We start from the raw sequence: 23,229 nt of genomic DNA on the forward strand, positions 1-23,229 counted from the left end.
GAGTTGCAAACAGCAAATACGCGGACACGCCTTATGGAACTAAATTGATCAAGGAGTTCTTCTCAGAATCTATGAAGAATGATCAAGGCGAAGATGTTTCCACAAGAGAGATCAAAAAGATCTTAGAGATCACCATATCTGAAGAGGACAAAAAGAAACCCCTAACCGACGACAAACTGGCCAAAATCCTTAAAGAAAAGGGTTACCCTATCGCCAGACGTACCGTTGCCAAGTACCGAGAACAATTAGACCTGCCTGTTGCGCGTTTACGCAAAGAGATCTAATGGGTATATTCTTACGCATAGCGGCTTATTTGTTTCACCCCTTGTTCATGCCAATGCTTGGGGCCTTTGTGTATTATATGGTTACCCGACGGTTTTTTGAACCAGAAGTGATTCAAACCAAGTTGGTTGCCTTGCTGATCGTAACGGTTTGTATTCCTGTGGTATGCTTTTATTTACTGCGGAATTTAGGTTGGATCTCCTCCATGAGTTTAGAGACTGTTCGCGAGCGCAAAGCACCACTGATGATACAATGCGTGCTGCTGCTGTTGGTCTTAAAAATGGTTTATAACCCCTATGACACCCCAGAGCTTTACTTCTTCTTTGTAGGGGTCTTATTTGCGACTTTAGCCGCCTTTATATTGGCAGTCTTAGAATTTAAAGCCAGCCTGCATATGATGGGCGTGGCTGGAGTGACTTTCTTTGTCTTTGGACTCAGCGTACACTTCTCCACCAATATGCTATCAGCACTTGGACTGCTTTTCTTTATTAACGGATGGGTGGCCAGTTCCAGACTCTATACGAGATCACATACTGTTCCAGAATTGCTAGCAGGAGCTTTCTTAGGAGTAATGCCCCAACTGATCCTTCTGGGATATTGGCTATAAGAAGTAAAAGAGAATACCGAGTTTAAGCGGTCTGAAATTTAGAATATTGTCTTCCAGTTTGGCTTCCTTATCAAAGAATGCGGTAAAGTTATAGGCTGCATAAAAGTTGATGGTATTGTATCCCAGCAACATGAATACTTCCGCCTGAAAAGGATTAAAAGCCTCTACATTGTTCAGCTTAAAGCGGGTACCGTCTTGAACAAAAGTGGCTCGGTTCCAATAGGCATAACTAAAGATCACACCCGTGTGGACACGGTAGAATTTGAATTCCCTGGGAGAGCTACTCCTCCATCTAAACTCTAAGGGTACTTCAACGTGATAAACGCTAAAGCGGTTACTCTCAAAGTTGGTTTCTTCATTGAGGACTTGAAACTGCAGCTGGTTGTTATCATCCTCAGAGATTGCTAGGGTGTTTCCGTAGCGATTGAATCCCAAACCAGCTCCTAAACCTATGGATAAAGTACGCTTGGAGTTAATGGGCATGTCCCGCACAAAACCTAAACGAGCCCCGCCCGTAAACCCACGGATCTTAACATCAGGAGGTGTATCGGTAAGCAGGTTGTAGGTCACCCCAAAGTAGAATTGATCCTCTCGGTACTTTTCATCTAGAGGAACACTGTCCTTCACAGTCTCGGCATCATCTAAAGACTGTCCAAAAGACGGCGTAGAACTGATTAAAAACAGACCGAAAAACAGGATTCTGGATAACATCATTTTAAATATACCGAATAAAAAAACACCTCCAATAATCATGGAGGTGTTTTTAAAGATTAACTAAAAACCTTTAGTTCATATTCTCGAATACCTGGGCTTGATCCACGGCTTTACGCGTGGTGTAGTTGATCTTGTAAGCTTCTACTTTACGCAGTTCTTGCTTAATGTCACTAACCAATCCCATATTGGTATCGCTGTCTACCTTTAGAGCTGTTGTCAAGAAAGGAATAAGTGCTTCGTTCTTTTTAGCACGCTCAGACTCTATATAGAGTTTGATATCCTTAATGTCCGCAAACTTGTCTCCCAGCTGAATACGCGCTTCCTGTCCAAATGTAGACTGGTAACGCTCACTAGGCTTCCCGGCATAGATGTAAATGATACGGTCTTTCTTGTCAAGCTTCTCCAATTGGTTTGCCGTAGGCAAGTTGTTTTGGATCTTAAGCGTGTTCTGACGCATCACGGTAGCCACCATAAAAAAGAACAGTAGCATGAATACAATATCCGGTAACGAGGCCGTTGAAATTGCCGGTAGATCGCCTCCTTTTTTCTTTTTGAATTTACTCATAGTCTTGTTGAGTTTAGGGTTAAACGTCTACTTTTTTGGTTCGGCTTCGGAAAGTTTTTGTGGAAACAACAACTTTACTTGTTCTATTTGCTCCTTCAGCTTTTCTTTATCACCAGTAAAGTTACTTCCGTCTTTAACGTCCTTCTCCATTTGAATGAAGCTCTTGTTAAAGAGACGCTGGGCCTCACGCTCACGAAGCGCGGTGTACGCGGCTACCAACTCGTTCTGTACTGCGATATAAGCTTTGTAGCTGGTAAAACGGTCATTCTGTAAGGAAATGATCGCCTTATCAGGGTTGTCAGATGACGCTGGATCTTTCTTACCACGGCAATAGTCACAGCCTTCTTCGCCTGTTCCTCCACCGTTGTCCAAGAAGGCAATAGCAGCCTCCTTAAGGTCTTTAATTTCCATCACTTCATCTTCTACCAGAAGCAAATCGTCTTTATTAATAAGAACAGTAAAAATGTTCTTTTGCTTAATAATCGGAGGGTCTTCAACATCCTCTATAGGAGGCAATTTACGACTGATACCGCTGTCTACTTCGATCGTGGTTGTTACCAGGAAGAAGATCAATAGTAGGAAGGCGATGTCCGCCATAGACCCTGCGTTTACTTCGGGTGCAGATCTTTTTGCCATACCTTATAATTATTTAGCAATTAATTTCTTGATTCCGCTAAAGAGCATAGTACCAATGGCTACGAAAGCCAAGATATAAAAGGTTCTTAGACCAGCTCCTACCCAGCGTGCGCCGCTAGCAGAAAGCACCTCTCCGTCTTTCATTGGAGTCTCAACTCCTTCAGAAATACCGTAAGAAATGGCAACAACCAATACAAATGCTCCTATTGAAATCAGGGTCTTTTTGATGTCCCCTGCAAAGATTCCTTTAACTACGTAGAAGAGTACCAACACCAATACAATGGCGAGCACTACATAGGCTACGAACATGAAAGGATCTACTACGCTCCCTTGCACGGCAGCGTCACTCTTGATAGCCTCGTCCCCTGTGGCAATCACTCGTCCTAATAGAATTAGGCCAACGACTCCCAGAGCTAAGGCTACGTATTTTAAAATTTTATGTAAACCCATAATTTAAATTGGTGTGATTATTACTTCTTGTTTTTGTAGTCAACTAACATATCGATAAGTGTGATCGATGCATCTTCCATATTGTTAACGATGCTGTCAATCTTAGCGATGATGTAGTTGTAGAAGATCTGAAGGATAATCGCAACAATAAGACCAAATACTGTAGTCAAAAGTGCTACTTTAATACCTCCTGCTACCAATGATGGTTGCATATCTCCAGCTGCCTCGATCTTATCGAAGGCCTGAATCATACCAATTACTGTACCCATGAAACCAAGCATCGGTGCCAGTGCGATAAACAATGAAATCCAGGACACGTTCTTTTCTAGTTGTCCCATTTGAACTCCTCCGTAAGCAACTACTGCTTTCTCTGCAGCGTCGATGCTTTCGTCGGCGCGGTCAAGACCTTGATAGTATATAGATGCTACAGGTCCTTTTGTGTTACGGCATACTTCTTTAGCAGCTTCAACACCACCGCTATTCAGCGCATCTTCAACGCTCTCTGCCAACTTCTGAGTGTTGGTAGTAGAAAGGTTAAGGTAGATGATACGCTCAATGGCAATAGCCAAACCAAGGATCAAACAAAGAAGTACGATCCCCATGAAACCAGGACCTCCCTCGATGAAACGCTTTTTAAGCTCTTGGTGAAAACCGGCGCTCTCAGCTTCGTCAGCTGCTCCGGCATCTGCATCTTGAATAATGTTAGATGATACTGAGGTGATTACCTCGTGTACATTGTTGGCATTGTACGAGTTAGCTTGTGCACTAAAACTACCTGCACATACCATGGCGGCAATTGCCAAAATAGAAAATAATTTTTTCATTGCTATCGACTTAAAAGTTTGTTTTTAGTTAAGGGTTTAAAGATAAAAAAATATTCTTTCAAACAAAGAAGAATGCTATTGCAACACCCCTAAAAACGTGGATTTTTTTCAAAATTAACAGCCATTCCTTGAGAGCTTCGCAATAGCTGGTTCAAAACAGTTGAGAATTAACATTTTCAGACCTTGGCAAAGAGGCCTGAGAATGAAGCATTTGACACTAATAATAGAGAGGCCTCAGGCCAATACTAATACATGGTATTATGGTTTGCCGACGCTTTAGGTATCTGCTGAATGGAATCCCAATGTTCGCAGATTTTTCCATTCGCATCGAATCTCAAGAAATCCATGGTCACATACTCATCGTTCCCCGGCCAGACCTGATGCGTATGCAGTGCAACTAGATCACCCTCTGCGACGGCACGTACAAATTCAATGGACTTTTCCGGGTATTCCACCTGCATGCGTTCAAAAAAGGCAATGAAGCCTTCAGTGCCGTCTGCTACATCTGGATTGTGTTGAATATAAACTCCGTCCGTGTAGAGTTCTACGGCCTTGCGCGGGTTGCCTTCATAGGCCATTTTGTAAAAGGCAATGGCGTTTTGTTTGTTTTGATCGAGATTCATGAGTGCAAATTAAATTAATCCCAAGGCCCTCCGTCTTGAGTCACTGCCACAAAACTGGTTTTGCCCTCTTTCTCTGCTTCGCGTTCAAATCTAAAGAGGCCTTTCCAACCGCCTAGCCAAAATCGGCCTTGATCGTCTTCATAAAACGCAATGATGCCTTGAGAGACTAGACCGTCTTCTTCATTAAAGAGTTCAAAGTTCTTTCCATCATATCGATACACGCCTTGATGCTCTGCGGCAAACCAGAGATCACCTTGAGTGTCTTCATAAACACCTGAGGTCTCTACCCCGTCTACCGTGCCGTCTTTAGTAAAGTGTTCAAAGGTTCCATTAGCATACCTACTGATACCTCCCAACATACTGCTGATCCAGATTCCACCTTCGCTGTCCTCATAAAATCCACCGGCCTTATTGTCCTGCAGACCATCCGCAGTAGTTAAAAACCGAAATTCCTCGCCATCATATATGGTGATTCCGTGACCATCAAAAGAGAACCAGAACTGCCCCTTGCTGTCTTGGAATATATCTCCGACTCCATTATCAGAAAGCGAAGGTTCGGGATTTTCCACCTGAGGCTTGGGAACCTCAAAAGGATAGATCTTTCCGTTTTCCATATAAGAAACACCCTGATTGGTGCCAAACCACAGTCGACCGCTTTTGTCTAAATACATACCGTAAACTCCGTCATCCGCCAGACCGTCCTTGATAGTGTAATTTCTAAAAACACCTTCCTCATATTTGGTCACACCACCAGCGGTCGCGATCCAAACTACGCCTTGAGGATCAACAATAATCTTATTCACACGATCATCCCCGAGGCCGTCCTTTTCATTGAAGTACTGCAACTGGGTCCCATCGTGACGCGCCACTCCATAATGGTTGGTGCCCATCCAAAGATACCCTTTTTGGTCTACAGCTAGCGCGCGTATCCAATGCGAGACTTGCCCCGGATAGAACAGTTCCACATAATGATCTACCGGAACACCATAGGAGCTTTCATTAAAAATGTTTGATTGATAAGCGGTTGGGGTGACAGGCTTTGCCTGCTTCACCTCGGTTTCCGCAGATTCTGATTCTTGCTGTCCTTTACAAGCCCCAACGCTGAGCAAAAATCCACCCAGCACTATCAATAGAATCCTTTTATTCGCTTTTGCTGCCATACCTTTAAAGATAACCATTAAATGAAGTCGGCTTAAAATTTTAACAATCCTTAGTAACCCAAATAGGTCGCAGCCAAAGCCGGATCAAAATGGGAGCGCTTAAAAGGATGCGCCTCGGTATTGAACAAATAGGCATTGAAATCAAAACCGTCTTGGTCCACCCCAGCCAAATAGAAATACTTTAAGGTCTCGGCGTAGAAATAGGTGGCCAGATAATCTTTGGGCTCCTTGGTACGGACATCTTCCACAGCATTAAATGCTACCTCGTTTCTACAACAAGTATTCATATCTTTCCAATAAGTCTTGATCCACTCCAAATACTTGGGGTCTCTGGTGATCTGATGCAGATAATACGCAGACTCCACGATCTCTGGATTCAACTCAGAATTGGAATACTCTACCTTATCTTCTTCATACAAATAACGCGTGGGTAAAAGTTGGTATTTATTCCACAACCAATTCCAGGTTTCCATATTCCGCTCGGCATTTTCCAGATCGCCATCCAAGGCTTGAACCGCGGGATAAAATGCATCGTACAATGACATGGAACGCTTCACCACAGCTCCCGTGTTCATGTCCACACAACGGTAAAAAAGCTTGCCGTCAAACTCCTCCGCATAATGTGTGTTGATCGCTTCTCGGCTGGCCTCCCACATGGCTTTCACCTCTGGGTCCGGAAACAGCACCGTACTTTTCATGAGGTATTCGTAATAGGAATCCACGCCTGCTTGCAGATAACTCCAGGTGTTGGTCCACTCGCCAGTTTCCACGTTGATATAATCCCCGGGAAGACCAAGCTCAGAGCGTCGGTCAAAAATGGCTTTTGAAGCTCTCTTAGCCGCTTGATAATATTTAGGGTCTTTGGCGTAATAGCTCAGAATCCCAAACTCAATCAAATAGGTTGCCGCCTGTGCCACGTTGATCACATTTCCTTCGCCCTCACCTTGATTCCCGGAAACAGCGCCCGTCTTTAAATTCACCGAATGATAGGGAATCCCCGTTGGCGAATCAAAAGCAGGTAACATGCGGTTTCCAAAATCTATGGCTTTGGCCAAAACTTCCGGGTTTTGGGTATGATCGTAAATGGCCAACAAACCGCCCAGAATTCTAATATTGACCTCAAAGATCTGCACATAGACATCCTTGTCCCAATCCATGGCCAAGGCATAGGCCTCTATCTCCTGAGTTTCTGCCTCCAAGCCCATCAAAGCCAAAGTACTGTAAGCGTCTATGGGCGAAATACCCAAAGACTCCTCATACCAATTGAATCCTTTTTTAGAGAGCGGTAAAAGCACGTCATAACCCCAGGCGTACTCTTTGTAGGCAGACCAACTGCGCTGCATTTCTGCTTTGACCTCATCGGCAAAGCTGATTTCTGATTCCGGACTAACTTCTGAAGTTTCTTTAGATTCCTTACAGGATGCGGCCAGCAGTAGGGTTGCGAGCAGCAAAAGGCTTGCTCGCAAAAAGCGGTTCTTTTTCATGGAATTAAAGGTACAGTTTTCCAATGGGATGTTGGGCGCGCCCCTCCCCTTTAGGTCCGGGTCGGGCTTTCGCTACTCGCTCTGCCTCCACGGCAGGAGCTCAAACAGGGTGCTCTATCCCTCGCGCGGGGGTGATTAGAGATTTCTGTGTGGGCCTTTGTTTTTCATAAGAACGATCAATCGTTCTATGAGTGCCCCACGAAGCGGGCTACTCTCTTTAAGCACATCGTTCCCGTTTTGATCAAACACCATAACCGCACTAAAATATTCAGTGCCGGATTCCTCTCCGTCCGTAATAATATAAAACTCTTCATCGGTTCCCAATAACTTACAGCGCTCCCAAATAACTTGATTAATTAGCGGATTGTATTTGCCTTCATACCGCGAATCCCACTCGCCAAAATTATTGAAGAAAGCAGATTGAATGTCTCTAGCTGAGGCAATGGGTTCAAACTGCATTTCAGTCACATAGGTAGTATCATTATCCTCCACATAGGCGCGCTCAACGAGCGTATAACGAATGTTGTATTTGGGGGTGACTGTTTTTTGGGTTGTGGTGCAGGAAAAAGCTGCTATAGCTAACAGTATACAACAGCAGATCACCCTTAAAATTTTTAATTCAGAGTTCATAAGTATTAAAATGCGGGGAGCATTCCAATTTAGGGAAATTGTTGGAATTGTAGATTGGGATTGATTTGCTTCGCAAATCATCCCGAAGGGGAATCTTGTGCAATAACCTCAAATTGCTTCGCAATTTTATAAAATCATTGAAGCCAAAATGCTCAAGTAAACTTGGAGTCAGGATTGATTTGCTTCGCAAATCATCCCGAAGGGAGGTTATGGTGCAACAACCAAATCGCTACGCGATTTACAAAAACGTCGAAGCCCAAAATAATCAAGCGAGCTTGTTATTTTGGGCTTCTCCTATTTGTTGCAGAGAGGAAGGGATTCGAACCCTCGATACGCTTTTGGCGTATACACACTTTCCAGGCGTGCGCCTTCGACCACTCGGCCACCTCTCTAGTTCAAGCGTAGCGGATAAATCTGCTGCGCTGAAGGAGGGCAAAAATAGTAAAGAAATTCAGTATTTGCCTAATAATTAGGAGAGCAATTCGTCCATTTCTCCACAGATCGGGCTCTCAAATCTGGATTTGAGTTCCTCGCGCGGTACACAGGCTCCTAAAAGGTACATCAACTTGGCCAAAGCGGCTTCAGTAGTAATGTCTCCGCCAGAGATCACACCGGCCTGCTTCAATCCGACTGAAGTAGCGTACTGTCCCATGGCTACACTGCCTCCAGAACACTGGGTAACATTAACTACTGGTATTCCCTGGGCGATCAAAGCCTTGATTCTGTCTAATAGCCAAGGAGCTGTGGTGGCATTGCCCGCACCAAAGGTTTCCAAAATAACTCCTTGCAAACCAGCAGTGGAGGTCATCGACTCAAAAACCTCCGCAGTTAAACCCGGGAAAAGCTTGATCAAAGCAATGTTATGCTCAATCGCAGTGCATACCTGAAGCTCAGCGTTTTTATCATAGGGCAATAAAGCCGTATCATTAAATTCCAAATGCACTCCGCTTTCCACCAAATAAGGATAGTTCAGAGAGGCAAAAGCTTCAAAGTGCTCTGCATTGATCTTGGTAGATCGGTTGGCGCGTAAAAGCTTGTATTCAAAATAAAGACCAACTTCACTTACTCTCGGGCGACCGTCCTTTTGAGCAGAAGCTATTTCAATAGAAGTGATCAAATTCTCTTTGGCATCTGTACGCAGATCACCAACTGGCAGTTGAGATCCAGTCAAGATGATGGGCTTTTTGAGGCCTTGTAACATAAAACTTAAGGCAGAACCTGTATAGGCCATGGTGTCACTACCGTGCAAAACCACAAAGCCGTCATAATTATCGTAGTGACCAGCAATGATCTGTGCTAAATTCAACCAGTGTTCCGGTCCCATATTGGAACTATCAATAGGCTCTTCAGTGCTTACCGTTTCTATCTCGCAAGACAGCAGTTGAAGTTCTGGAATATGATCCAATAGTGCATCAAAGTCAAAATTAGAAAGGGCTCCAGATTCAAAGTCCCGCATCATCCCGATGGTTCCACCCGTATAGATCAATAATATTTTTGGCATTGCGCTCACAGGATAAACTTACGAATTCTCAAAGAGCCTTTTGGCATTGGCTGTGGTTTGGTTGGCGATTTCTAATTCGGCCACTCCATAGATATCGGCCAGCTTAGCGCTCACGAGGCGCAAATAAGAACTTTCGTTGCGCTTCCCTCTGTGCGGTACTGGCGCTAAATACGGGGAATCGGTCTCCAATACCAAATGTTCCAAAGGAATCTCCGCCAAGAACTTGTCAATCTTTCCATTCTTAAAGGTGGCTACACCGCCAATTCCAAGCAACATTCCAAAACCGATAGCGCGATGCGCCTGTTCCAAGGTTCCGGTAAAACAGTGGAATATCCCACGCAGACGCTCATGCTTCTCTTCTTCCAAAACAGCAAAGATCTCATCAAAGGATTCTCTGCAGTGAATTACAATGGGCAAATCCAATTTCTTGGCCAATTGAATCTGAGCTTTAAAGGCCTCAATTTGAATATCCAAGGTAGAGGTATCCCAATACAGGTCTATCCCAATTTCACCTACGGCCGCAAATTGACGCTTTTCAAATTGCGCGTAAACGTGTTGGAGCTCCTCCTTGAAGTTTTCTTTTACTGAGGTGGGATGCAATCCCATCATCAAATGCATTTTCCCCGGAAACTCGGCTTCCAAATCATACATACGCTGGGTGTATTCACTATCGATCGCAGGGATGTAAAAGTCAGTGATTCCGGCATCGGTTGCGCGCGCAACAGCGGTCGCACGATCCTCATCAAAGTGCTCTACATAAAGATGGGTATGGGTGTCTATAAATTGCATTGCTTGCAAAGCTAGTCCTTTTTATTGAGCTATCTTAGCTCAAAATTTTAGATTTGAGCAGCCTCAGAAGCTTTTTAGAAGCAGACAAATTCACCCGAATTTCACTGAAAAAAACCCGCACTCTTCACTATAAGGTCGAGGCGCGTATCAACGGTTGCAAATGCTGGCTCATTGTAGATACAGGAGCTTCCACCTCTTGCATCAACCTCAGTGAAGCTGAAGCGCTAAAAATGACTCCTCAAGCCAGTGAGATTTTAGCTACAGGCGCAGGAGCTTCAGGCCTGCAAACACAGATCAGCGAGCAGAATTGTTTAAGGTTGGGAACTTGGGAAAAATCCAACTTAACCTTTATTATAATGGACCTATCTCATGTCAATGCTGGATTAGCGCAGGCAGAGGAAGATTCAATCACTGGAATTTTAGGCGCAGACATCCTTAAACAAGCGCGTGCCGTGATTGACTATGGAAGAAATTGCATGTACTTCAAATTGTAAAAATTTGTTTACATTGAACTGCTTGATAACCACATAATTCCCCCACTTTAATGAGACTCCTCTGCGCAATTATAGCGTTGTTTACTATGAGTTTGGCCTCCGCTCAAAAAGCGTGGGAACCTTACTTGCAGCAATATGCCGCAGCCCAAACTCCAGAGGCGAAGATGCAAGCCTTAGACTCTGTGCTTTCCCTTAGTTTTAGAAAAGACACAGACGTGTTTATAAAGCACAGTTTCGTATTTATTGAACTAGCAGAACAAGTTGGTGATTATGAAGGCATGGCTAAAAAGGCCATGAACCTAGCCTATCCGCTAAATGCTTCAAATAAGCCTGAAGAATGTGTGGCTTTGATAGATCGGGTCTTACAGTACAGCGATCAAATTGACAATACCTTTTTAAGAGGCGGTCTGTATTTAAAACGCGGAGGTGGTTATTTTAGAATTGATCAAAAGAAAGCTGTTGAGGACTACACCTTAGCCATTGAGAACTTTGGCCCGAAAGACTCATTATATGTTGCTGACGCTTATTTGTTCCGCGGTCAGGCAAATACCAATCTAGGCGATTTTGTCAATGCTTCTGCAGACTATGACATGGCTTCTCGCTACTTTGAAAATTTAGGCGACTATCAATACATGCTCTTTGCCAAGCAGGGTAATATTACCATGTTCAGCATGAATGGTTTTCTGGAAACGGCGCAATTGGAGCGCGCAGAGCTCATTGAAAAGATCAAAGAACTAGGGTTCTATTCAAACCTCAGCAATGAGTACTACAATCAGGCAGTGGATGACCGTAAGATCGGAGACTTTGCATCAGCACAAACGGAACTACTGCAAGCAGTAAAGTATTTGGACAGTGCACAGAATAAGATCAGCAGTTATTTTGCCATTCACGGTTTACTTGCTACCCAATATGCCGAACGCGGCAATATGGAAAAGGCAGATTACCATCTCGGTCTTTTGGAAGACCTTAGAACAAAGAATTCCACAGACCTGATTACCGAATCGCATTATCACGCAACCAAAACAACCATTCTCAAGTATAAAGGGCAACTAAAGGAGGCCCTAGTATTCGCAGAAATGCGCCTTAAGGATGCCAAAGCTTTGGGCAATCAGGAACAGATCATTAACGCCTTACAGGATCTTTATGAGCTCAATGAAGCTATGGGAAATACAGCGATCAGCTTAGATTACCACAAACGCTATCACCGAAAAAAAGACTTGCTATTTGACAGCCAAAAGACCAATTTGATGCTCTATTATCAAAGTCTTTATGAGTCCGAAAAAAAGGAACGCGAAATTCAGGCACAAACTGCAAACATTGAGCTCCTTGAAAAAGACAACCTAGCCTTTAAGCGTTGGTTGGTCTTTACAGGTATTGCTGGAGTGTTGATCTGTGGGATTGTTTACTTAATCTTCCTGCAGCGCGGCCTTAAGGACAAACAAAACATGCAGCATAAATTTTCTCAAAAACTTTTACTTTCTCAAGAAGAAGAACGCAAAAGGATTTCTAAGGATCTGCATGACGGATTGGGCCAAAACCTGCTACTTATCAAAAACAGCTTGACCATGGCAGGTGATGATCACAACAAAAATATGGTTGGAGAGGCCATTGATGAAGTCCGCGCTATTTCTCAGGCTTTACACCCTTTTCAACTACAGGAATTGGGCCTAACAAAGGCAATAGAAAACATGGTTGTGCAAATTGATCGCAACAGTACACTGTTTATTTCCGCAGAAATTGATAATATTGATAAATTCTTTGATAAAGAAGACTCCCTAAATATTTACAGAATCATACAAGAGAGCTTTAATAACGTATTGAAGCACTCGGGAGCCGAGGCCACTAAGATCAAAATCAAGAAGGATGAGGCTCAAGTTAAGATTAGCATTCAAGACAACGGAAAGGGCTTTAATGTGTCCGAAAAATTACGGGATCTAAAATGCATGGGCCTTAAAACCCTAAAAGAGCGTGTACGCTCCCTTAAAGGAGTATTGCGTATCACTAGTAAAACAGAAACAGGAACCGAATTGCAATTTACTTTTCCAGTTTAAGCTATGGCAAAATGCTTGCGAATATTTATTGCTGATGATCACCCGTTAATATTAAAAGGGCTAAATGACTTTTTAAAGGAGCGGGGATACAATATTGTTGGGAGTTCAGGTGATGGGCATATCGCTCATAAAATGATCATGAATTGCGAACCGGATGTCGCTATCCTGGATATCGAAATGCCTGGAATGACCGGTTTGGAAATCGCAAAGGCTTGTGAAAAAGCTGGCTTAAGGACCAAGGTGGTCATCATTACGCTTCACAAAGAGCCCGAATTGTTTCGCGATGCGAAGAATCTAAACATCTTTGGTTATATATTGAAAGAATTGGCTTTAGAGGAGATCGAGATCTGTCTGAGCTATATTGCCGAGGGGCAATCGTACTTTAGCCCTGCTATAACACGTCTGTTGGATCAAGACCAAGATTGTAGACTTTTGGAGAACCTCACTCCCTCCGAAGTAAAAATATTAAGGTTGATTGCTCGGGACATGACCAACAAAGAGATCGCTCACCATTTATACATCTCTCCGAGAACGGTTGAGAAGCACCGCTCCAATATCATTGCAAAACTCAGTTTGGAGCCTAAGACCAATAGTCTTTTACTCTGGGCAAAAAAACACCAATCCTTCCTAGATTAAAAAAGGGGAGAAACCCTTGAATTGGCCTTTCTGCGTCAAAATACGTATTTATACGTATGGCAGGCGGTGCTAAATTCTGCAACTTTGTGTGGTAAATGAAAAAGAATTGAAACCTCAAAAAAGAAAAATGGCACAAAGTCTCTCTTATAGAAAACATAAAACACTGATGGTAGTAGTTTTAGCTATCAGTTCCATAGTCCTTTTCCTTAACGTTCTAACGTTAATCAACTAAACGTAGCTTAGTAAATTAAAAACCCTCCGATCGGAGGGTTTTTTTATTGCTTTACAATTCTTATTGATGTTGTTCCGCTTTCTCCCTTTAATCGGGCAATATATATTCCTGTGCTGAACTGCTGCATATCGAGTTGATATTGCGTCCTCTTTGGCGCTACTTTTAAAAGGGATTGGCCTAAAAGATCAAAGAGCTCGAGCTCCTCGATAAAAACCCCCGCGTCAATCAGGGTAAGCTCTGTAGCTGGATTTGGACTAGCGGTTACCGGAATAGTAATTGCGTTCTCTGCCACAGACAAGCTACTATCACCAAAAACGATATTGTCAAAATAGATCACATTTTCGGTACTGCGGGCTTGAAAGTCTGGAAAAACGATCAATTGATCAATTCCAGAAGAAGAGGGCTCATCAATGATTCCAGTAAAATCATATACCAAGCGTTGCCATTGATTTACCAAGGTGTTGGGTATCAAGAGCTCCCCTGTTGAAGCACCCTCTGGTGTTGCAAATTTAATACCCACATTACTGCTAACTGTTTTGTATACCATAATTGAGACAAAGGCGTTGTCTGGACTCAGATCAAAGGTCCCAATATCTGCCCCGTGCATGGTCTCGCAACCTGCAAAAGGAGCGCCCGTGGTTCTAGCGGTGAATTTCGCTACCGTTTGGGATGTATTTATTCCCTCAGGAAATGGATTAATCACAATCTCTAAAGGAGGATTATCATCGTTCTCAAAAACGGTCCAAGTCCAATCACCACCTACTCCAGAGGTTGGCTCAAAATCTATTGGATTAATCTGTGCTAAGCCTATCGAAGTCATTAGCATCAAGGAAAAAAAGGTATATAATTTCATGGTATTTAGTTCTTTAGGGAAGATACAACACTGCTGTTGAGTTCAATCAAATACTGATACATACAACCTGTACAAGAGTGTAAATAAAACTTAAAAATCCTATATACCTGATTATCAGTATTTAATGTACTTTCAAATACAACCTATGTTGTGGCCTTGTATAGTTCATTAAACCGTTGAGCATAAAAAAAGGCCCATACAGGGCCTTTTAAATATTATGGATTTGGCGATTAAAGCTCCAATGCTTTCTTAACATCACCATTCATAAGTAGTTCTGTAGGATTTTCAAGAGCCTCTTTTACAGCTACTAGGAATCCAACGGATTCTCTTCCATCAATGATGCGATGATCATAAGACAGCGCCACATACATGATTGGTCTAATCTCTACCTTCCCGTCAATAGCTACTGGACGCTCCACAATGTTGTGCATCCCGAGGATTCCGCTTTGCGGTGGGTTGATGATCGGGGTGGAAAGCATACTTCCAAATACCCCTCCATTAGAAATTGTAAAGGTTCCTCCGGTCATTTCATCAACGGTGATTTCACCATCTCTAGCGCGGATCGCTAAACGTTTTACCTCAGCTTCTACCCCTCTAAAGGTTAAATTCTCAGCATTTCTGATCACAGGTACCATAAGCCCTTTTGGTCCAGAAACAGCAATGGAAATATCTTTAAAGTCATAGGTGATCTTGTAGTCTCCGTCAATCATGGAATTCACGTCTGGATACAATTCCAGAGCGCGCACAACAGCCAGGGTGAAAAACGACATAAACCCTAGACTTACTCCGTGCTTGGCTTTGAAAGTCTCTTTGTACTCTTTACGCAGCGCGAAAATCGGCGACATATCTACCTCGTTAAAGGTGGTCAACATAGCCGTTTCATTCTTGGCAGAAACTAAACGCTCAGCAACTTTTCTGCGAAGCATTGATAGTTTTTTACGCTCACTACCGCGAGACCCTTGCCCTGGAGTTCCCATAGAAGGTGTAGCCTTAACCGCATCGTCTTTAGTAATTCTGCCATCACGACCAGTGCCTTTTACAGACCCCACATCAATGCCTTTCTCATCTAAGATCTTCTTGGCTGCAGGTGATGGGGTTCCCGTTGCATAGGTTTTACTTTCACTAGCTGGAGCTGCTTTCTTTTCTTTCTTCGGAGCTGCTTCTTGCTTCTCTTCTTTAGCAGATGAGTCTCCTCCAGCACCTTCTGGTTTAGCGGCATCAGTATCGATAAGGCAAACTACTTGTCCAACTTCAACAGCGTCTCCTTCTTCTGCTTGCAGGGTAATGATTCCACTGGCTTCTGCAGGCAATTCTAGAGTAGCTTTATCGCTGTCTACTTCTGCAATGGCCTGATCTTTTTCTACCCAATCTCCGGTTTCAACCAACCATTGAGCTATTTCTACTTCTGTGATGGATTCCCCCGGTGAGGGTACTTTCATTTCTAACATGGGTCGTTTTCTTTCGTGTTAGTAATTTATGATTCTGGCGTTCCGAAAACCGATTCGATAACGCGTTTGTGTCTCGCTTTAGATCTGGTGCTACTTCCGGCAGCGGGCGCACTGTATACACGTCTTGATGCAACACGGAGTTTTACCAAATCAAAATTCATCAACATGAATCCCCAAGCTCCCATATTTTTGGGTTCTTCTTGAGCCCAAACATAATCGGTCACGTTTGGATAACTGTCAATGATCTCTTTAAGTTCTTCTATTGGAAGCGGGAAAAGTTGCTCTAAGCGTACCAGAGCTACGTCGTCTCTTCCTTGAGCCTCGCGATAATCTTCCAGATCGTAATAGAACTTTCCGGTACAGAATACCAAGGACTTGATTTTCTTTTTATCGGCCTGCGGGTCGTCAATAACCGTTTGGAATGCTCCCGTGGCCAATTCCTCTTTTGTGGAAACAACCTTAGGGTTACGCAACAAACTCTTCGGAGTGAAGACGATCAGCGGTTTTCTAAAATTCCACTTCATTTGGCGTCGCAGCAAGTGAAATAAGTTCGCTGGAGTAGTTACATCAGCAACGATCATATTTTGTCTGGAACACAATTGCAGATAACGCTCCATACGCGCACTACTGTGCTCAGAACCTTGCCCTTCATAACCGTGAGGCAGCAACATTACCAAACCGTTTTGAGTCTTCCACTTGGCCTCAGCAGCCGAGATGTATTGGTCTAACATGATCTGCGCTCCGTTGGAGAAATCCCCAAACTGCGCTTCCCAAATGGTAAGGGTTCGAGGCGCCGCCATCGCGTATCCGTAGTCAAAACCAACTACACCGTATTCTGATAAGAGCGAATTGAAAATGTGCATTTTCCCCTCAGTATCTAAATCGTTGTGTAAGTTGATCTCTTCTGCATCGTCCTCAGTCTTAATAACTGCATGACGGTGTGAGAAGGTTCCGCGTTCCACATCCTGACCCGTAATACGGACATTGAAGCCTTCATGCATCAAAGTCGCATAAGCCAATAGTTCTCCCATGGCCCAGTCCAGATTATCGCCTTCAAAGTAGCGCTTCTTGCGATCCTCAACAATACGCTGGATCTTACGCATGAATTTCTTATCCCCTGGCAATTGGGAAATTCCTGTAGCCAAGCTGTCCAAGATCTCTTGGTTGAAGGTGGTATTGACGGGTTTTTTGATATCGTCAATATCTCCCAAGATATAATCCTCCCAATCATCGGCAAGGATCTCAGTGATCACTGTTTTCTCACGCTTGCGGGAAGCTTCAAGATCTTCTTCCAACTCGCTTTTGTAATCACTTTCTAATTTTTTAACGTAGTCATTATCAATAATGCCTTCAACTATCAAACGCTCGGCATAGATGTCTCTTGGGTTCTGATGTTTCGAGATCGCTTTGTATAACTTAGGCTGGGTGAAACGTGGCTCGTCTCCTTCATTGTGCCCGTATTTGCGGTAACCCAAGACATCTAAAAAGACATCGCGGCCAAATTTCATGCGATACTCTAAGGCAAAAGTAAAGGCATGAGCAACAGCCTCAACATCATCCGCATTCACGTGAAGCACCGGAGAAAGAGTCACCTTTCCCACATCTGTACAATAGGTTGAAGATCGCGCGTCCAAATAGTTGGTAGTAAAACCAACTTGGTTATTGGCCACAATATGAATAGTACCACCGGTGCGGTAGCCGTCCAATTGTGCCATCTGGATCACCTCGTATACTACTCCTTGCCCTGCGATCGCGGCATCACCGTGAATCAAGATTGGCAGAATAGCTTTTTCATTGCCGTCTAATTGGTTGTCCAATTTAGCACGCGCAATACCTTGCACCACCGCGTTCACAGTTTCTAAGTGCGATGGGTTTGGCGCCAAATCCATACGGATCTGTTTGCCTTGATCTGTGGAACGGAAGCTGGTCCATCCCATATGATATTTTACGTCTCCGTCAAAGAGTTCTTCTTCATCGTATTCTTTACTGTCGAATTCACTGAAGATGTCTTCCGGAGATTTTCCGAAGATATTGGCCAATACATTCAAGCGGCCACGGTGGGCCATCCCAACCACAAACTGCTCAATGCCCATGTCTGCTCCGCGCTCGATCAAAGTATCAAGTCCAGGGATCAAAGCGTCAACTCCTTCTACTGAGAATCGTTTTTGCCCTACATATTTGGAGTGTAAGAAAGATTCGAAGGAGATCGCTTCGTTTAATTTTTTAAGCAGATGCTTTTTCTCATCTGCGGAATATTTTGGGTGATTGTCGTTATTGTTGAGCCAGTTCTGGATCCACTTTACCTCTTCCGGTTTGCGGATATACATATACTCGACTCCGATGGAATCGCAATAGATCGCCTCCAAATGGGCAATGATCTGTCTCAAAGTAGTCTTACCAAGACCTAAGATTGATCCGGCTTCAAACTCTGTATCCAGGTCCTCCATGGAAAGATCAAAGTTGGACAGCTCTAAGGTCGGGCTGTATTTACGGCGCTCACGAACTGGATTGGTTCGAGTGAATAAGTGGCCGCGTCCGCGGTAACCGTCAATGAGATTGACCACACGAAATTCTTTGATCAATTCGCCTGGAACAGCTTCAATTCCTAGTGCTTCCAGAGATCCGCTTTCCATTCCAAAATCAAAACCTTGGAAAAAAGCGCGCCAGCTGGGTTCAACACTGTCAGGAAATTGTAAATACTGATCGTAAAGCGATGCCAGATAAGAGGTGTGGACTGCGTTTAGAAAAGAGTATTTGTCCATAGTTTGGAGACTACATCAGAATTGCTTCTACAGAAGTACAAAAGTACAACAAATCCGTAAATACAAAGGTATCTTCTGCTTGGGTTTTAGTGAGTGGTTTTGGCAACAACTTAGACGCTGCGTTTCATTAATAAAGCACCAAACTGTCTGAGTGCTTCTTTTTTATCATCGGCCAGTTGAATTCTATCGAGTTCACTGTTGGCCATTTCAGTGTAACGAGCAATCTCTTGCTTGATGGCATCAACAGCTCCTGTGGCCTCAAACAGCGCTTTGACTTCAGTGACCTTTTGGGAATCTTCCATGTCGGTAACTGCGTAATGCGCCAAGAGTCTCTCTGATTGTTCGGCGTTGCTATTGGCCAATGCTTGAATATAAAGGAAGGTCTTTTTATTGGTCAAAATATCACCACCAACCTGCTTACCAAAGGTTTCCGGATCGCCAAAAGCATCCAAATAATCATCTTGCAACTGGAAGGCAATACCTAGGTTTTTACCAAATTGATAGATCGCTTCACAACAAGAATCCGTAGCACCTGCAACTTGAGCTCCCATTTTCATAGCAGCGCCTAAAAGTACAGCAGTTTTGTACTCGATCATGGTTATGTACTCCTGTAATTGTACATCTTGACGCGTTTCAAAGTCAATGTCGTATTGCTGGCCTTCACAAACTTCCAAGGCTGTTTGACTAAATAGCTTGGCCAACTTTTGGAATACCTCAGGTGGATAATTCTCAAAGTAACGGTAAGCCAAAATCAACATGGCATCTCCAGAGAGAATTCCTGTATTGAGGTCCCATTTGGTATGCACAGTAGCTTTACCTCTGCGCAGCGGCGCTTGGTCCATAATATCGTCGTGAACCAAAGAGAAGTTGTGGAAAACCTCAACGGCGACGGCAGCATCCATGGCTTCTTTAAAAGGGGTTCCAAAGAAATCACAACTCACCAAGGTAAGTAGTGGTCTCAGGCGTTTCCCGCCAAGAGTTAGAATATAACGAACAGGGTCGTAAAGGTTATCGGGTTGTCTGTCTTGAGCCACAGCCTCTAGGTGCTCCATAAAGACTTGGCGGTAGTGATCCAAAGCAATCATTGCGCTAAAATACTTCAAAACTCCCACCTGTTGCATCCTCTTTTCAAAAAATTGTGATTCAAACCGACGAACGGTAAACCTGAGCCTACCAAAGTGTTAATAAATGTTTAAAACTTAGGAAACTTAAAATGTTTTTAAAGTTTCCATTGTACTTTTGTCCCCGAAATTAAAATCAGTTTCGTTTAAAAAACAGTGAAAGAATCTATAGTAAATAAAGCTGCGGAGCTCTTTTTGAACCTTGGGTTTAAGAGTGTGACTATGGACGATATTGCCAATGCGATGGGAATTTCTAAAAAGACCATCTACGTGCATTTCTCCAATAAGTCAGAGCTAGTAGACGCAGTATCCTTTTTTCTGTTCGACAGTATTTGTGATGGGATCGATACCATTTGTGAGCAATCGGCCAACCCTATCAAAGAGCTTTACGACATTAAAATGTACGTAATGCATCACCTGAAGAACGAAAAAGCATCCCCGCAGTATCAGCTTAAAAAATACTATCCACAAACCTACAGCAGATTGCATCAGGCACAATTCAAAAAAATGCACGAATCCGTGTCTGAAAGCTTGCAAAAAGGAATCGATATGGGTCTTTTTAGACCGAGTATTGATGTGGATTTTATTGCCCGAATGTACTTCAACGGTATGACGGGTATTAAAGACGAGGGCATTTTCCCTACGGCGCAATACACCAAAGACTACCTCATGGAAAGTTATTTGGAGTATCACCTTAGAGCCATCGTCACCGAAAATGGAATGGACATACTTCATCAATTTATAAACACCACCGAATAATGCAAAAATTATTGATCCTACTCTGTGTAGTCTTTGGCCTTGGACAGGTCAATGCTCAAGAAGAGCAAGCGTATCGCTTTACCCTTGAGGAAGCGATCACCTTTGCTTTGGACAGCAATTACACGGCCATTAACGCTCGTCGTGATATTGCTCGTGCCATTAAGCAGAAATGGGAAACCACCGCAACCGGATTACCGCAGATCAGTGCGAACATCCAGTATCAAAACTTTATTAAACAGCCGGTCTCTCTACTCCCTGCGGCAGCTTTTGACAATCGTGAAAGCACGGTAAGCACCGTAGAAGAGTTCTTTGGCTTGACCCGAACCGATAGTCCTGTTCCCCCAGAAGGATTTATCCCAGTGGTCTTTGGAACCCAGCAACAAGCCACCGCAACTGCTACCTTAAATCAATTAATCTTTGACGGAAGCTATTTGGTAGGCTTGCAAGCGGCTAAAGCCTTTTTGGATTTCTCAGAGAACGCTGCAGAAAAGACCCAATTGGAAGTGCGTCGAGGCGTGATCAACGCTTACGGCTCTGTCCTTTTGGCGGATGAATTGGCAAGCATCTTTAGAAGCAACAAAGAGAAGCTTGAGAAGAACCTCTTTGAAGCACAAAAAATCTTTGAGAATGGACTCAATGAACAAGAAGAAGTTGAGCAATTGGAGATCACTTTATTGGAAATCAGTACCCAATTGGCCAATGCAGAACGCTATACGGTCATTGCCCGTCAAATGTTCAATGTGGCTTTGGGGATCGATGTGAATACGCCGGTTACCTTAACGGAAACCTTGGACGATTTGGCAGACCAGAATATTCAATTGGGCGCCTTGGAGACCAACTTGAATATGGAGGAGAATATCGATTACAAGATCGCTTATAACCTCACTGAGCAGCGCTCTTTGGAACTGAAGTTGGAAAAGAGTCGTGCTTTACCACAGTTGACCGCTTTTGTCAACTACGGTACGCAAGCCTTTAGTGATGACTTTAGCTTCTTTGATTCCGACCAGCGTTGGTTCCAACAATCACTCTTTGGAGTGAATATGAACATCCCGATCTTTTCCAGTGGAAATCGCGGAGCCAAGACCCAACAGGCGCGAATTGCCTTGGACCAGGCAGAAACGCAATTGGAAGAGACCGTACAGAACATTCAATTGCAGTTTGATACTGCGAAGAGCAACTACAAGTTTAGCGTAGAGTCTTATGACAATGCCAAAATGAACTTAAACTTGGCTGAACGTATCGAGCGTAAAAATCAAACCAAGTTTGACGAGGGAATCTCAAGCAGCTTTGAACTCAGACAAGCGCAACTGCAACTCTACACTGCACAACAGCAGTACTTCAATGCCATGCTCAACGTGATCAATAGCAAAGCGGAGCTGGACACCATTATCAATTCGAACATCCTAAATAACAACTAAAACATACTCAGATGACCCAAAAAATTAAATTCCTAACAGTAGTACTCAGCGCCCTTTTATTGGTGAGCTGTGGCAATGGAAATAAGAACGAGGTCCCTGTAGCCGACCTCATTGAAGAAGGCGATCTGGGCAAACTGCGCGAGCGTCGTGATGCCTTGAATGCAGATCAACAAGCTTTGACTTCACAGATCCAAAGCTTGGATGCCGCTATTCAAAAATTAGAACCAGACCAAGGTGCACTAATCACCACACATACGATCAACGACACCTTGTTCAAGCACTATATTGAAATTCAAGGAGATGTTAAGACAGACCAGAACGTCATTGTATACCCAGAATACCAAGGGACATTGACCCGCGTATATGTCAAAGAAGGACAGCGCGTACGTAAGGGACAGATCCTAGGAAAGATCGATGACGGTGGACTTTCCTCTCAATTGAGTCAATTGGAAGTACAAGCGCAACTGGCTAAAACAACCTTTGAGCGTCAAAAGCGTTTGTGGGATCAAAAGATCGGGTCGGAGATTCAATACCTGCAAGCCAAGACCAATTATGAGTCTAGCGAGAACGCTGTGAATCAGTTGAAGCAGCAATTGGCTAAAACCAATGTGACTGCGCCATTCTCTGGAATTGTTGACGAGGTGATCACCGATCAAGGAACTGTTGTAGCTCCGGGACAAGGTTTGTTCCGCGTGGTGAATTTAGGCGATATGTTTATTGAAGCTCAAATTCCAGAACGCTATTTACCTACTGTAACCGAAGGTAAGGATGTGGAGATCTTCTTCCCAGTACTTGGCAAGACAGTTACCTCTAAAGTTAAGCAGACCGGAAATTACATCAACCCAGACAACCGCACCTTTAGAATTGAGGTAGCAGTTCCTAAGGACGCAGATGTAAAGCCAAACCTCAACGCGCGTTTGAAGATCAATGATTACACTGCAGAAAACGCAATTTTAATTCCGCTGAACGTGATCTCTGAGGACGCCAATGGAGAACAGTACGTATACACGGTTGTCCCTAAAGAAGACGGTAGTGGAGATATTGCCATCCGCAAGAATATTGAAACAGGATTGACACAAGGAGACATTGTGGAGATCACAAGCGGATTGGAACTCAATGATGCGCTTGTTATTGAGGGTGCGCGTACCGTACAAGACAACCAAAAAGTAAGAACACTAGAAAACCAATAA

The 23,229-nt window shown here is 43.6% G+C and carries 22 protein-coding genes, 1 tRNA gene and 1 pseudogene; 8 read left to right on the plus strand and 16 right to left on the minus strand.

Features of this window, described 5'->3' with window-relative positions; translation table 11 throughout:
• Both ACSLP7_RS12905 and ACSLP7_RS12910 read left to right on the plus strand, forming a co-directional pair.
• Window positions 1-284, plus strand: a pseudogene (locus ACSLP7_RS12905) (RNA polymerase factor sigma-54); the annotation flags it as partial.
• Window positions 284-889 carry a hypothetical protein gene (locus ACSLP7_RS12910; protein ID WP_435579680.1) on the plus strand — a complete coding sequence of 202 codons (606 nt, stop codon included), beginning with the start codon at window positions 284-286 and terminating at the stop codon, window positions 887-889. The pseudogene ACSLP7_RS12905 and the gene ACSLP7_RS12910, both read left to right, overlap by 1 nt.
• On the opposite strand, the gene ACSLP7_RS12915 is transcribed toward ACSLP7_RS12910, so the two are convergent.
• The 12 genes from ACSLP7_RS12915 to ACSLP7_RS12970 all read right to left on the minus strand — a co-directional run bounded on the left by ACSLP7_RS12915 (window position 884) and on the right by ACSLP7_RS12970 (window position 10,265).
• On the minus strand, window positions 884-1,603 hold the full coding sequence (locus tag ACSLP7_RS12915; protein WP_435579681.1) for an outer membrane beta-barrel protein: 720 nt from the start codon (window positions 1,601-1,603) through the stop codon (window positions 884-886). The genes ACSLP7_RS12910 and ACSLP7_RS12915 overlap by 6 nt on opposite strands.
• Before the next feature lie 70 nt (window positions 1,604-1,673).
• On the minus strand, window positions 1,674-2,168 hold the full coding sequence (locus tag ACSLP7_RS12920; protein WP_291184677.1) for an ExbD/TolR family protein: 495 nt from the start codon (window positions 2,166-2,168) through the stop codon (window positions 1,674-1,676).
• A 27-nt stretch (window positions 2,169-2,195) separates the two neighbouring features.
• Window positions 2,196-2,804 carry an ExbD/TolR family protein gene (locus tag ACSLP7_RS12925; protein WP_435579682.1) on the minus strand — a complete coding sequence of 203 codons (609 nt, stop codon included), beginning with the start codon at window positions 2,802-2,804 and terminating at the stop codon, window positions 2,196-2,198.
• 9 nt (window positions 2,805-2,813) lie between these two features.
• The gene (locus ACSLP7_RS12930; protein ID WP_435579683.1) at window positions 2,814-3,254 is read right to left on the minus strand and encodes a hypothetical protein; all 441 of its coding nucleotides are present in this window, start codon (window positions 3,252-3,254) and stop codon (window positions 2,814-2,816) included.
• A 20-nt stretch (window positions 3,255-3,274) separates the two neighbouring features.
• Complete coding sequence (locus ACSLP7_RS12935; RefSeq protein WP_291184686.1) at window positions 3,275-4,078, minus strand: MotA/TolQ/ExbB proton channel family protein; 804 nt, start codon at window positions 4,076-4,078, stop codon at window positions 3,275-3,277.
• A gap of 245 nt (window positions 4,079-4,323) precedes the next feature.
• Window positions 4,324-4,701 carry a nuclear transport factor 2 family protein gene (locus ACSLP7_RS12940; protein WP_435579684.1) on the minus strand — a complete coding sequence of 126 codons (378 nt, stop codon included), beginning with the start codon at window positions 4,699-4,701 and terminating at the stop codon, window positions 4,324-4,326.
• A 14-nt stretch (window positions 4,702-4,715) separates the two neighbouring features.
• Window positions 4,716-5,861, minus strand: coding sequence for a ligand-binding sensor domain-containing protein (locus ACSLP7_RS12945; RefSeq protein WP_435579685.1), 1,146 nt, complete (start codon window positions 5,859-5,861; stop codon window positions 4,716-4,718).
• A 50-nt stretch (window positions 5,862-5,911) separates the two neighbouring features.
• Window positions 5,912-7,345, minus strand: a complete 1,434-nt coding sequence (locus tag ACSLP7_RS12950) for a glycoside hydrolase family 47 protein (RefSeq protein WP_435579686.1) — start codon at window positions 7,343-7,345, stop codon at window positions 5,912-5,914.
• A 135-nt stretch (window positions 7,346-7,480) separates the two neighbouring features.
• Window positions 7,481-7,975 carry a hypothetical protein gene (locus tag ACSLP7_RS12955; protein ID WP_435579687.1) on the minus strand — a complete coding sequence of 165 codons (495 nt, stop codon included), beginning with the start codon at window positions 7,973-7,975 and terminating at the stop codon, window positions 7,481-7,483.
• Window positions 7,976-8,279: 304 nt separating this feature from the next.
• Window positions 8,280-8,367 (minus strand) — tRNA-Ser (locus ACSLP7_RS12960).
• Window positions 8,368-8,444: 77 nt separating this feature from the next.
• On the minus strand, window positions 8,445-9,485 hold the full coding sequence (locus ACSLP7_RS12965) for an asparaginase (protein ID WP_435579688.1): 1,041 nt from the start codon (window positions 9,483-9,485) through the stop codon (window positions 8,445-8,447).
• Between the two features lie 9 nt (window positions 9,486-9,494).
• The gene (locus ACSLP7_RS12970) at window positions 9,495-10,265 is read right to left on the minus strand and encodes a TatD family hydrolase (RefSeq protein ID WP_435579689.1); all 771 of its coding nucleotides are present in this window, start codon (window positions 10,263-10,265) and stop codon (window positions 9,495-9,497) included.
• A gap of 53 nt (window positions 10,266-10,318) precedes the next feature.
• On the opposite strand from ACSLP7_RS12970, the gene ACSLP7_RS12975 reads away from it, so the two are divergent.
• From ACSLP7_RS12975 to ACSLP7_RS12985, 3 genes are all read left to right on the plus strand, one after another.
• Complete coding sequence (locus ACSLP7_RS12975; RefSeq protein ID WP_435579691.1) at window positions 10,319-10,759, plus strand: retropepsin-like aspartic protease family protein; 441 nt, start codon at window positions 10,319-10,321, stop codon at window positions 10,757-10,759.
• Window positions 10,760-10,845: 86 nt separating this feature from the next.
• The gene (locus tag ACSLP7_RS12980; RefSeq protein ID WP_435579692.1) at window positions 10,846-12,810 is read left to right on the plus strand and encodes an ATP-binding protein; all 1,965 of its coding nucleotides are present in this window, start codon (window positions 10,846-10,848) and stop codon (window positions 12,808-12,810) included.
• 3 nt (window positions 12,811-12,813) lie between these two features.
• The gene (locus tag ACSLP7_RS12985; RefSeq protein WP_435579693.1) at window positions 12,814-13,446 is read left to right on the plus strand and encodes a response regulator; all 633 of its coding nucleotides are present in this window, start codon (window positions 12,814-12,816) and stop codon (window positions 13,444-13,446) included.
• A gap of 275 nt (window positions 13,447-13,721) precedes the next feature.
• On the opposite strand, the gene ACSLP7_RS12990 is transcribed toward ACSLP7_RS12985, so the two are convergent.
• From ACSLP7_RS12990 to ACSLP7_RS13005, 4 genes are all read right to left on the minus strand, one after another.
• Window positions 13,722-14,531, minus strand: coding sequence for a T9SS type A sorting domain-containing protein (locus ACSLP7_RS12990; protein WP_435579695.1), 810 nt, complete (start codon window positions 14,529-14,531; stop codon window positions 13,722-13,724).
• A gap of 230 nt (window positions 14,532-14,761) precedes the next feature.
• Window positions 14,762-15,979: a 2-oxoglutarate dehydrogenase complex dihydrolipoyllysine-residue succinyltransferase gene (odhB, locus tag ACSLP7_RS12995; RefSeq protein WP_435579696.1), complete on the minus strand. Its 1,218-nt coding sequence runs from the start codon at window positions 15,977-15,979 to the stop codon at window positions 14,762-14,764.
• Between the two features lie 26 nt (window positions 15,980-16,005).
• Window positions 16,006-18,741, minus strand: coding sequence for a 2-oxoglutarate dehydrogenase E1 component (locus ACSLP7_RS13000; protein ID WP_435579697.1), 2,736 nt, complete (start codon window positions 18,739-18,741; stop codon window positions 16,006-16,008).
• A gap of 110 nt (window positions 18,742-18,851) precedes the next feature.
• Window positions 18,852-19,826 carry a polyprenyl synthetase family protein gene (locus ACSLP7_RS13005; protein ID WP_435579716.1) on the minus strand — a complete coding sequence of 325 codons (975 nt, stop codon included), beginning with the start codon at window positions 19,824-19,826 and terminating at the stop codon, window positions 18,852-18,854.
• Between the two features lie 192 nt (window positions 19,827-20,018).
• Here ACSLP7_RS13005 and ACSLP7_RS13010 point away from each other — a divergent pair, with 192 nt between their 5' ends.
• From ACSLP7_RS13010 to ACSLP7_RS13020, 3 genes are read left to right on the plus strand one after another with little or no spacing between them, the layout of a single operon-like run.
• Complete coding sequence (locus tag ACSLP7_RS13010) at window positions 20,019-20,621, plus strand: TetR/AcrR family transcriptional regulator (RefSeq protein ID WP_272830421.1); 603 nt, start codon at window positions 20,019-20,021, stop codon at window positions 20,619-20,621.
• Window positions 20,621-22,039 (plus strand): TolC family protein, encoded by a 1,419-nt coding sequence (locus ACSLP7_RS13015; protein ID WP_435579698.1) that lies wholly within the window; start codon window positions 20,621-20,623, stop codon window positions 22,037-22,039. Before ACSLP7_RS13010 ends, ACSLP7_RS13015 begins: the two co-directional genes overlap by 1 nt.
• An 11-nt stretch (window positions 22,040-22,050) precedes the next feature.
• Window positions 22,051-23,229, plus strand: a complete 1,179-nt coding sequence (locus tag ACSLP7_RS13020) for an efflux RND transporter periplasmic adaptor subunit (protein ID WP_435579699.1) — start codon at window positions 22,051-22,053, stop codon at window positions 23,227-23,229.

The organism is Gilvibacter sp., from assembly GCF_965601605.1.
In the GTDB taxonomy this organism is placed as follows: domain Bacteria; phylum Bacteroidota; class Bacteroidia; order Flavobacteriales; family Flavobacteriaceae; genus Gilvibacter.

Coding starts and splice junctions, on each gene's coding strand:
- ACSLP7_RS13005 (WP_435579716.1), bottom strand. CDS start 19,826: ATGATTGCTTTGGATCACTACCGCCAAGTCTTTATGGAGCACCTAGAG.
- ACSLP7_RS12915 (WP_435579681.1), bottom strand. CDS start 1,603: ATGATGTTATCCAGAATCCTGTTTTTCGGTCTGTTTTTAATCAGTTCT.
- ACSLP7_RS12945 (WP_435579685.1), bottom strand. CDS start 5,861: ATGGCAGCAAAAGCGAATAAAAGGATTCTATTGATAGTGCTGGGTGGA.
- ACSLP7_RS12940 (WP_435579684.1), bottom strand. CDS start 4,701: ATGAATCTCGATCAAAACAAACAAAACGCCATTGCCTTTTACAAAATG.
- ACSLP7_RS12935 (WP_291184686.1), bottom strand. CDS start 4,078: ATGAAAAAATTATTTTCTATTTTGGCAATTGCCGCCATGGTATGTGCA.
- ACSLP7_RS13015 (WP_435579698.1), top strand. CDS start 20,621: ATGCAAAAATTATTGATCCTACTCTGTGTAGTCTTTGGCCTTGGACAG.
- ACSLP7_RS12955 (WP_435579687.1), bottom strand. CDS start 7,975: ATGAACTCTGAATTAAAAATTTTAAGGGTGATCTGCTGTTGTATACTG.
- ACSLP7_RS12990 (WP_435579695.1), bottom strand. CDS start 14,531: ATGAAATTATATACCTTTTTTTCCTTGATGCTAATGACTTCGATAGGC.
- ACSLP7_RS12910 (WP_435579680.1), top strand. CDS start 284: ATGGGTATATTCTTACGCATAGCGGCTTATTTGTTTCACCCCTTGTTC.
- ACSLP7_RS12980 (WP_435579692.1), top strand. CDS start 10,846: ATGAGTTTGGCCTCCGCTCAAAAAGCGTGGGAACCTTACTTGCAGCAA.
- ACSLP7_RS12925 (WP_435579682.1), bottom strand. CDS start 2,804: ATGGCAAAAAGATCTGCACCCGAAGTAAACGCAGGGTCTATGGCGGAC.
- ACSLP7_RS12950 (WP_435579686.1), bottom strand. CDS start 7,345: ATGAAAAAGAACCGCTTTTTGCGAGCAAGCCTTTTGCTGCTCGCAACC.
- ACSLP7_RS12985 (WP_435579693.1), top strand. CDS start 12,814: ATGGCAAAATGCTTGCGAATATTTATTGCTGATGATCACCCGTTAATA.
- ACSLP7_RS12920 (WP_291184677.1), bottom strand. CDS start 2,168: ATGAGTAAATTCAAAAAGAAAAAAGGAGGCGATCTACCGGCAATTTCA.
- ACSLP7_RS13000 (WP_435579697.1), bottom strand. CDS start 18,741: ATGGACAAATACTCTTTTCTAAACGCAGTCCACACCTCTTATCTGGCA.
- ACSLP7_RS12970 (WP_435579689.1), bottom strand. CDS start 10,265: ATGCAATTTATAGACACCCATACCCATCTTTATGTAGAGCACTTTGAT.
- odhB (WP_435579696.1), bottom strand. CDS start 15,979: ATGTTAGAAATGAAAGTACCCTCACCGGGGGAATCCATCACAGAAGTA.
- ACSLP7_RS12930 (WP_435579683.1), bottom strand. CDS start 3,254: ATGGGTTTACATAAAATTTTAAAATACGTAGCCTTAGCTCTGGGAGTC.
- ACSLP7_RS13020 (WP_435579699.1), top strand. CDS start 22,051: ATGACCCAAAAAATTAAATTCCTAACAGTAGTACTCAGCGCCCTTTTA.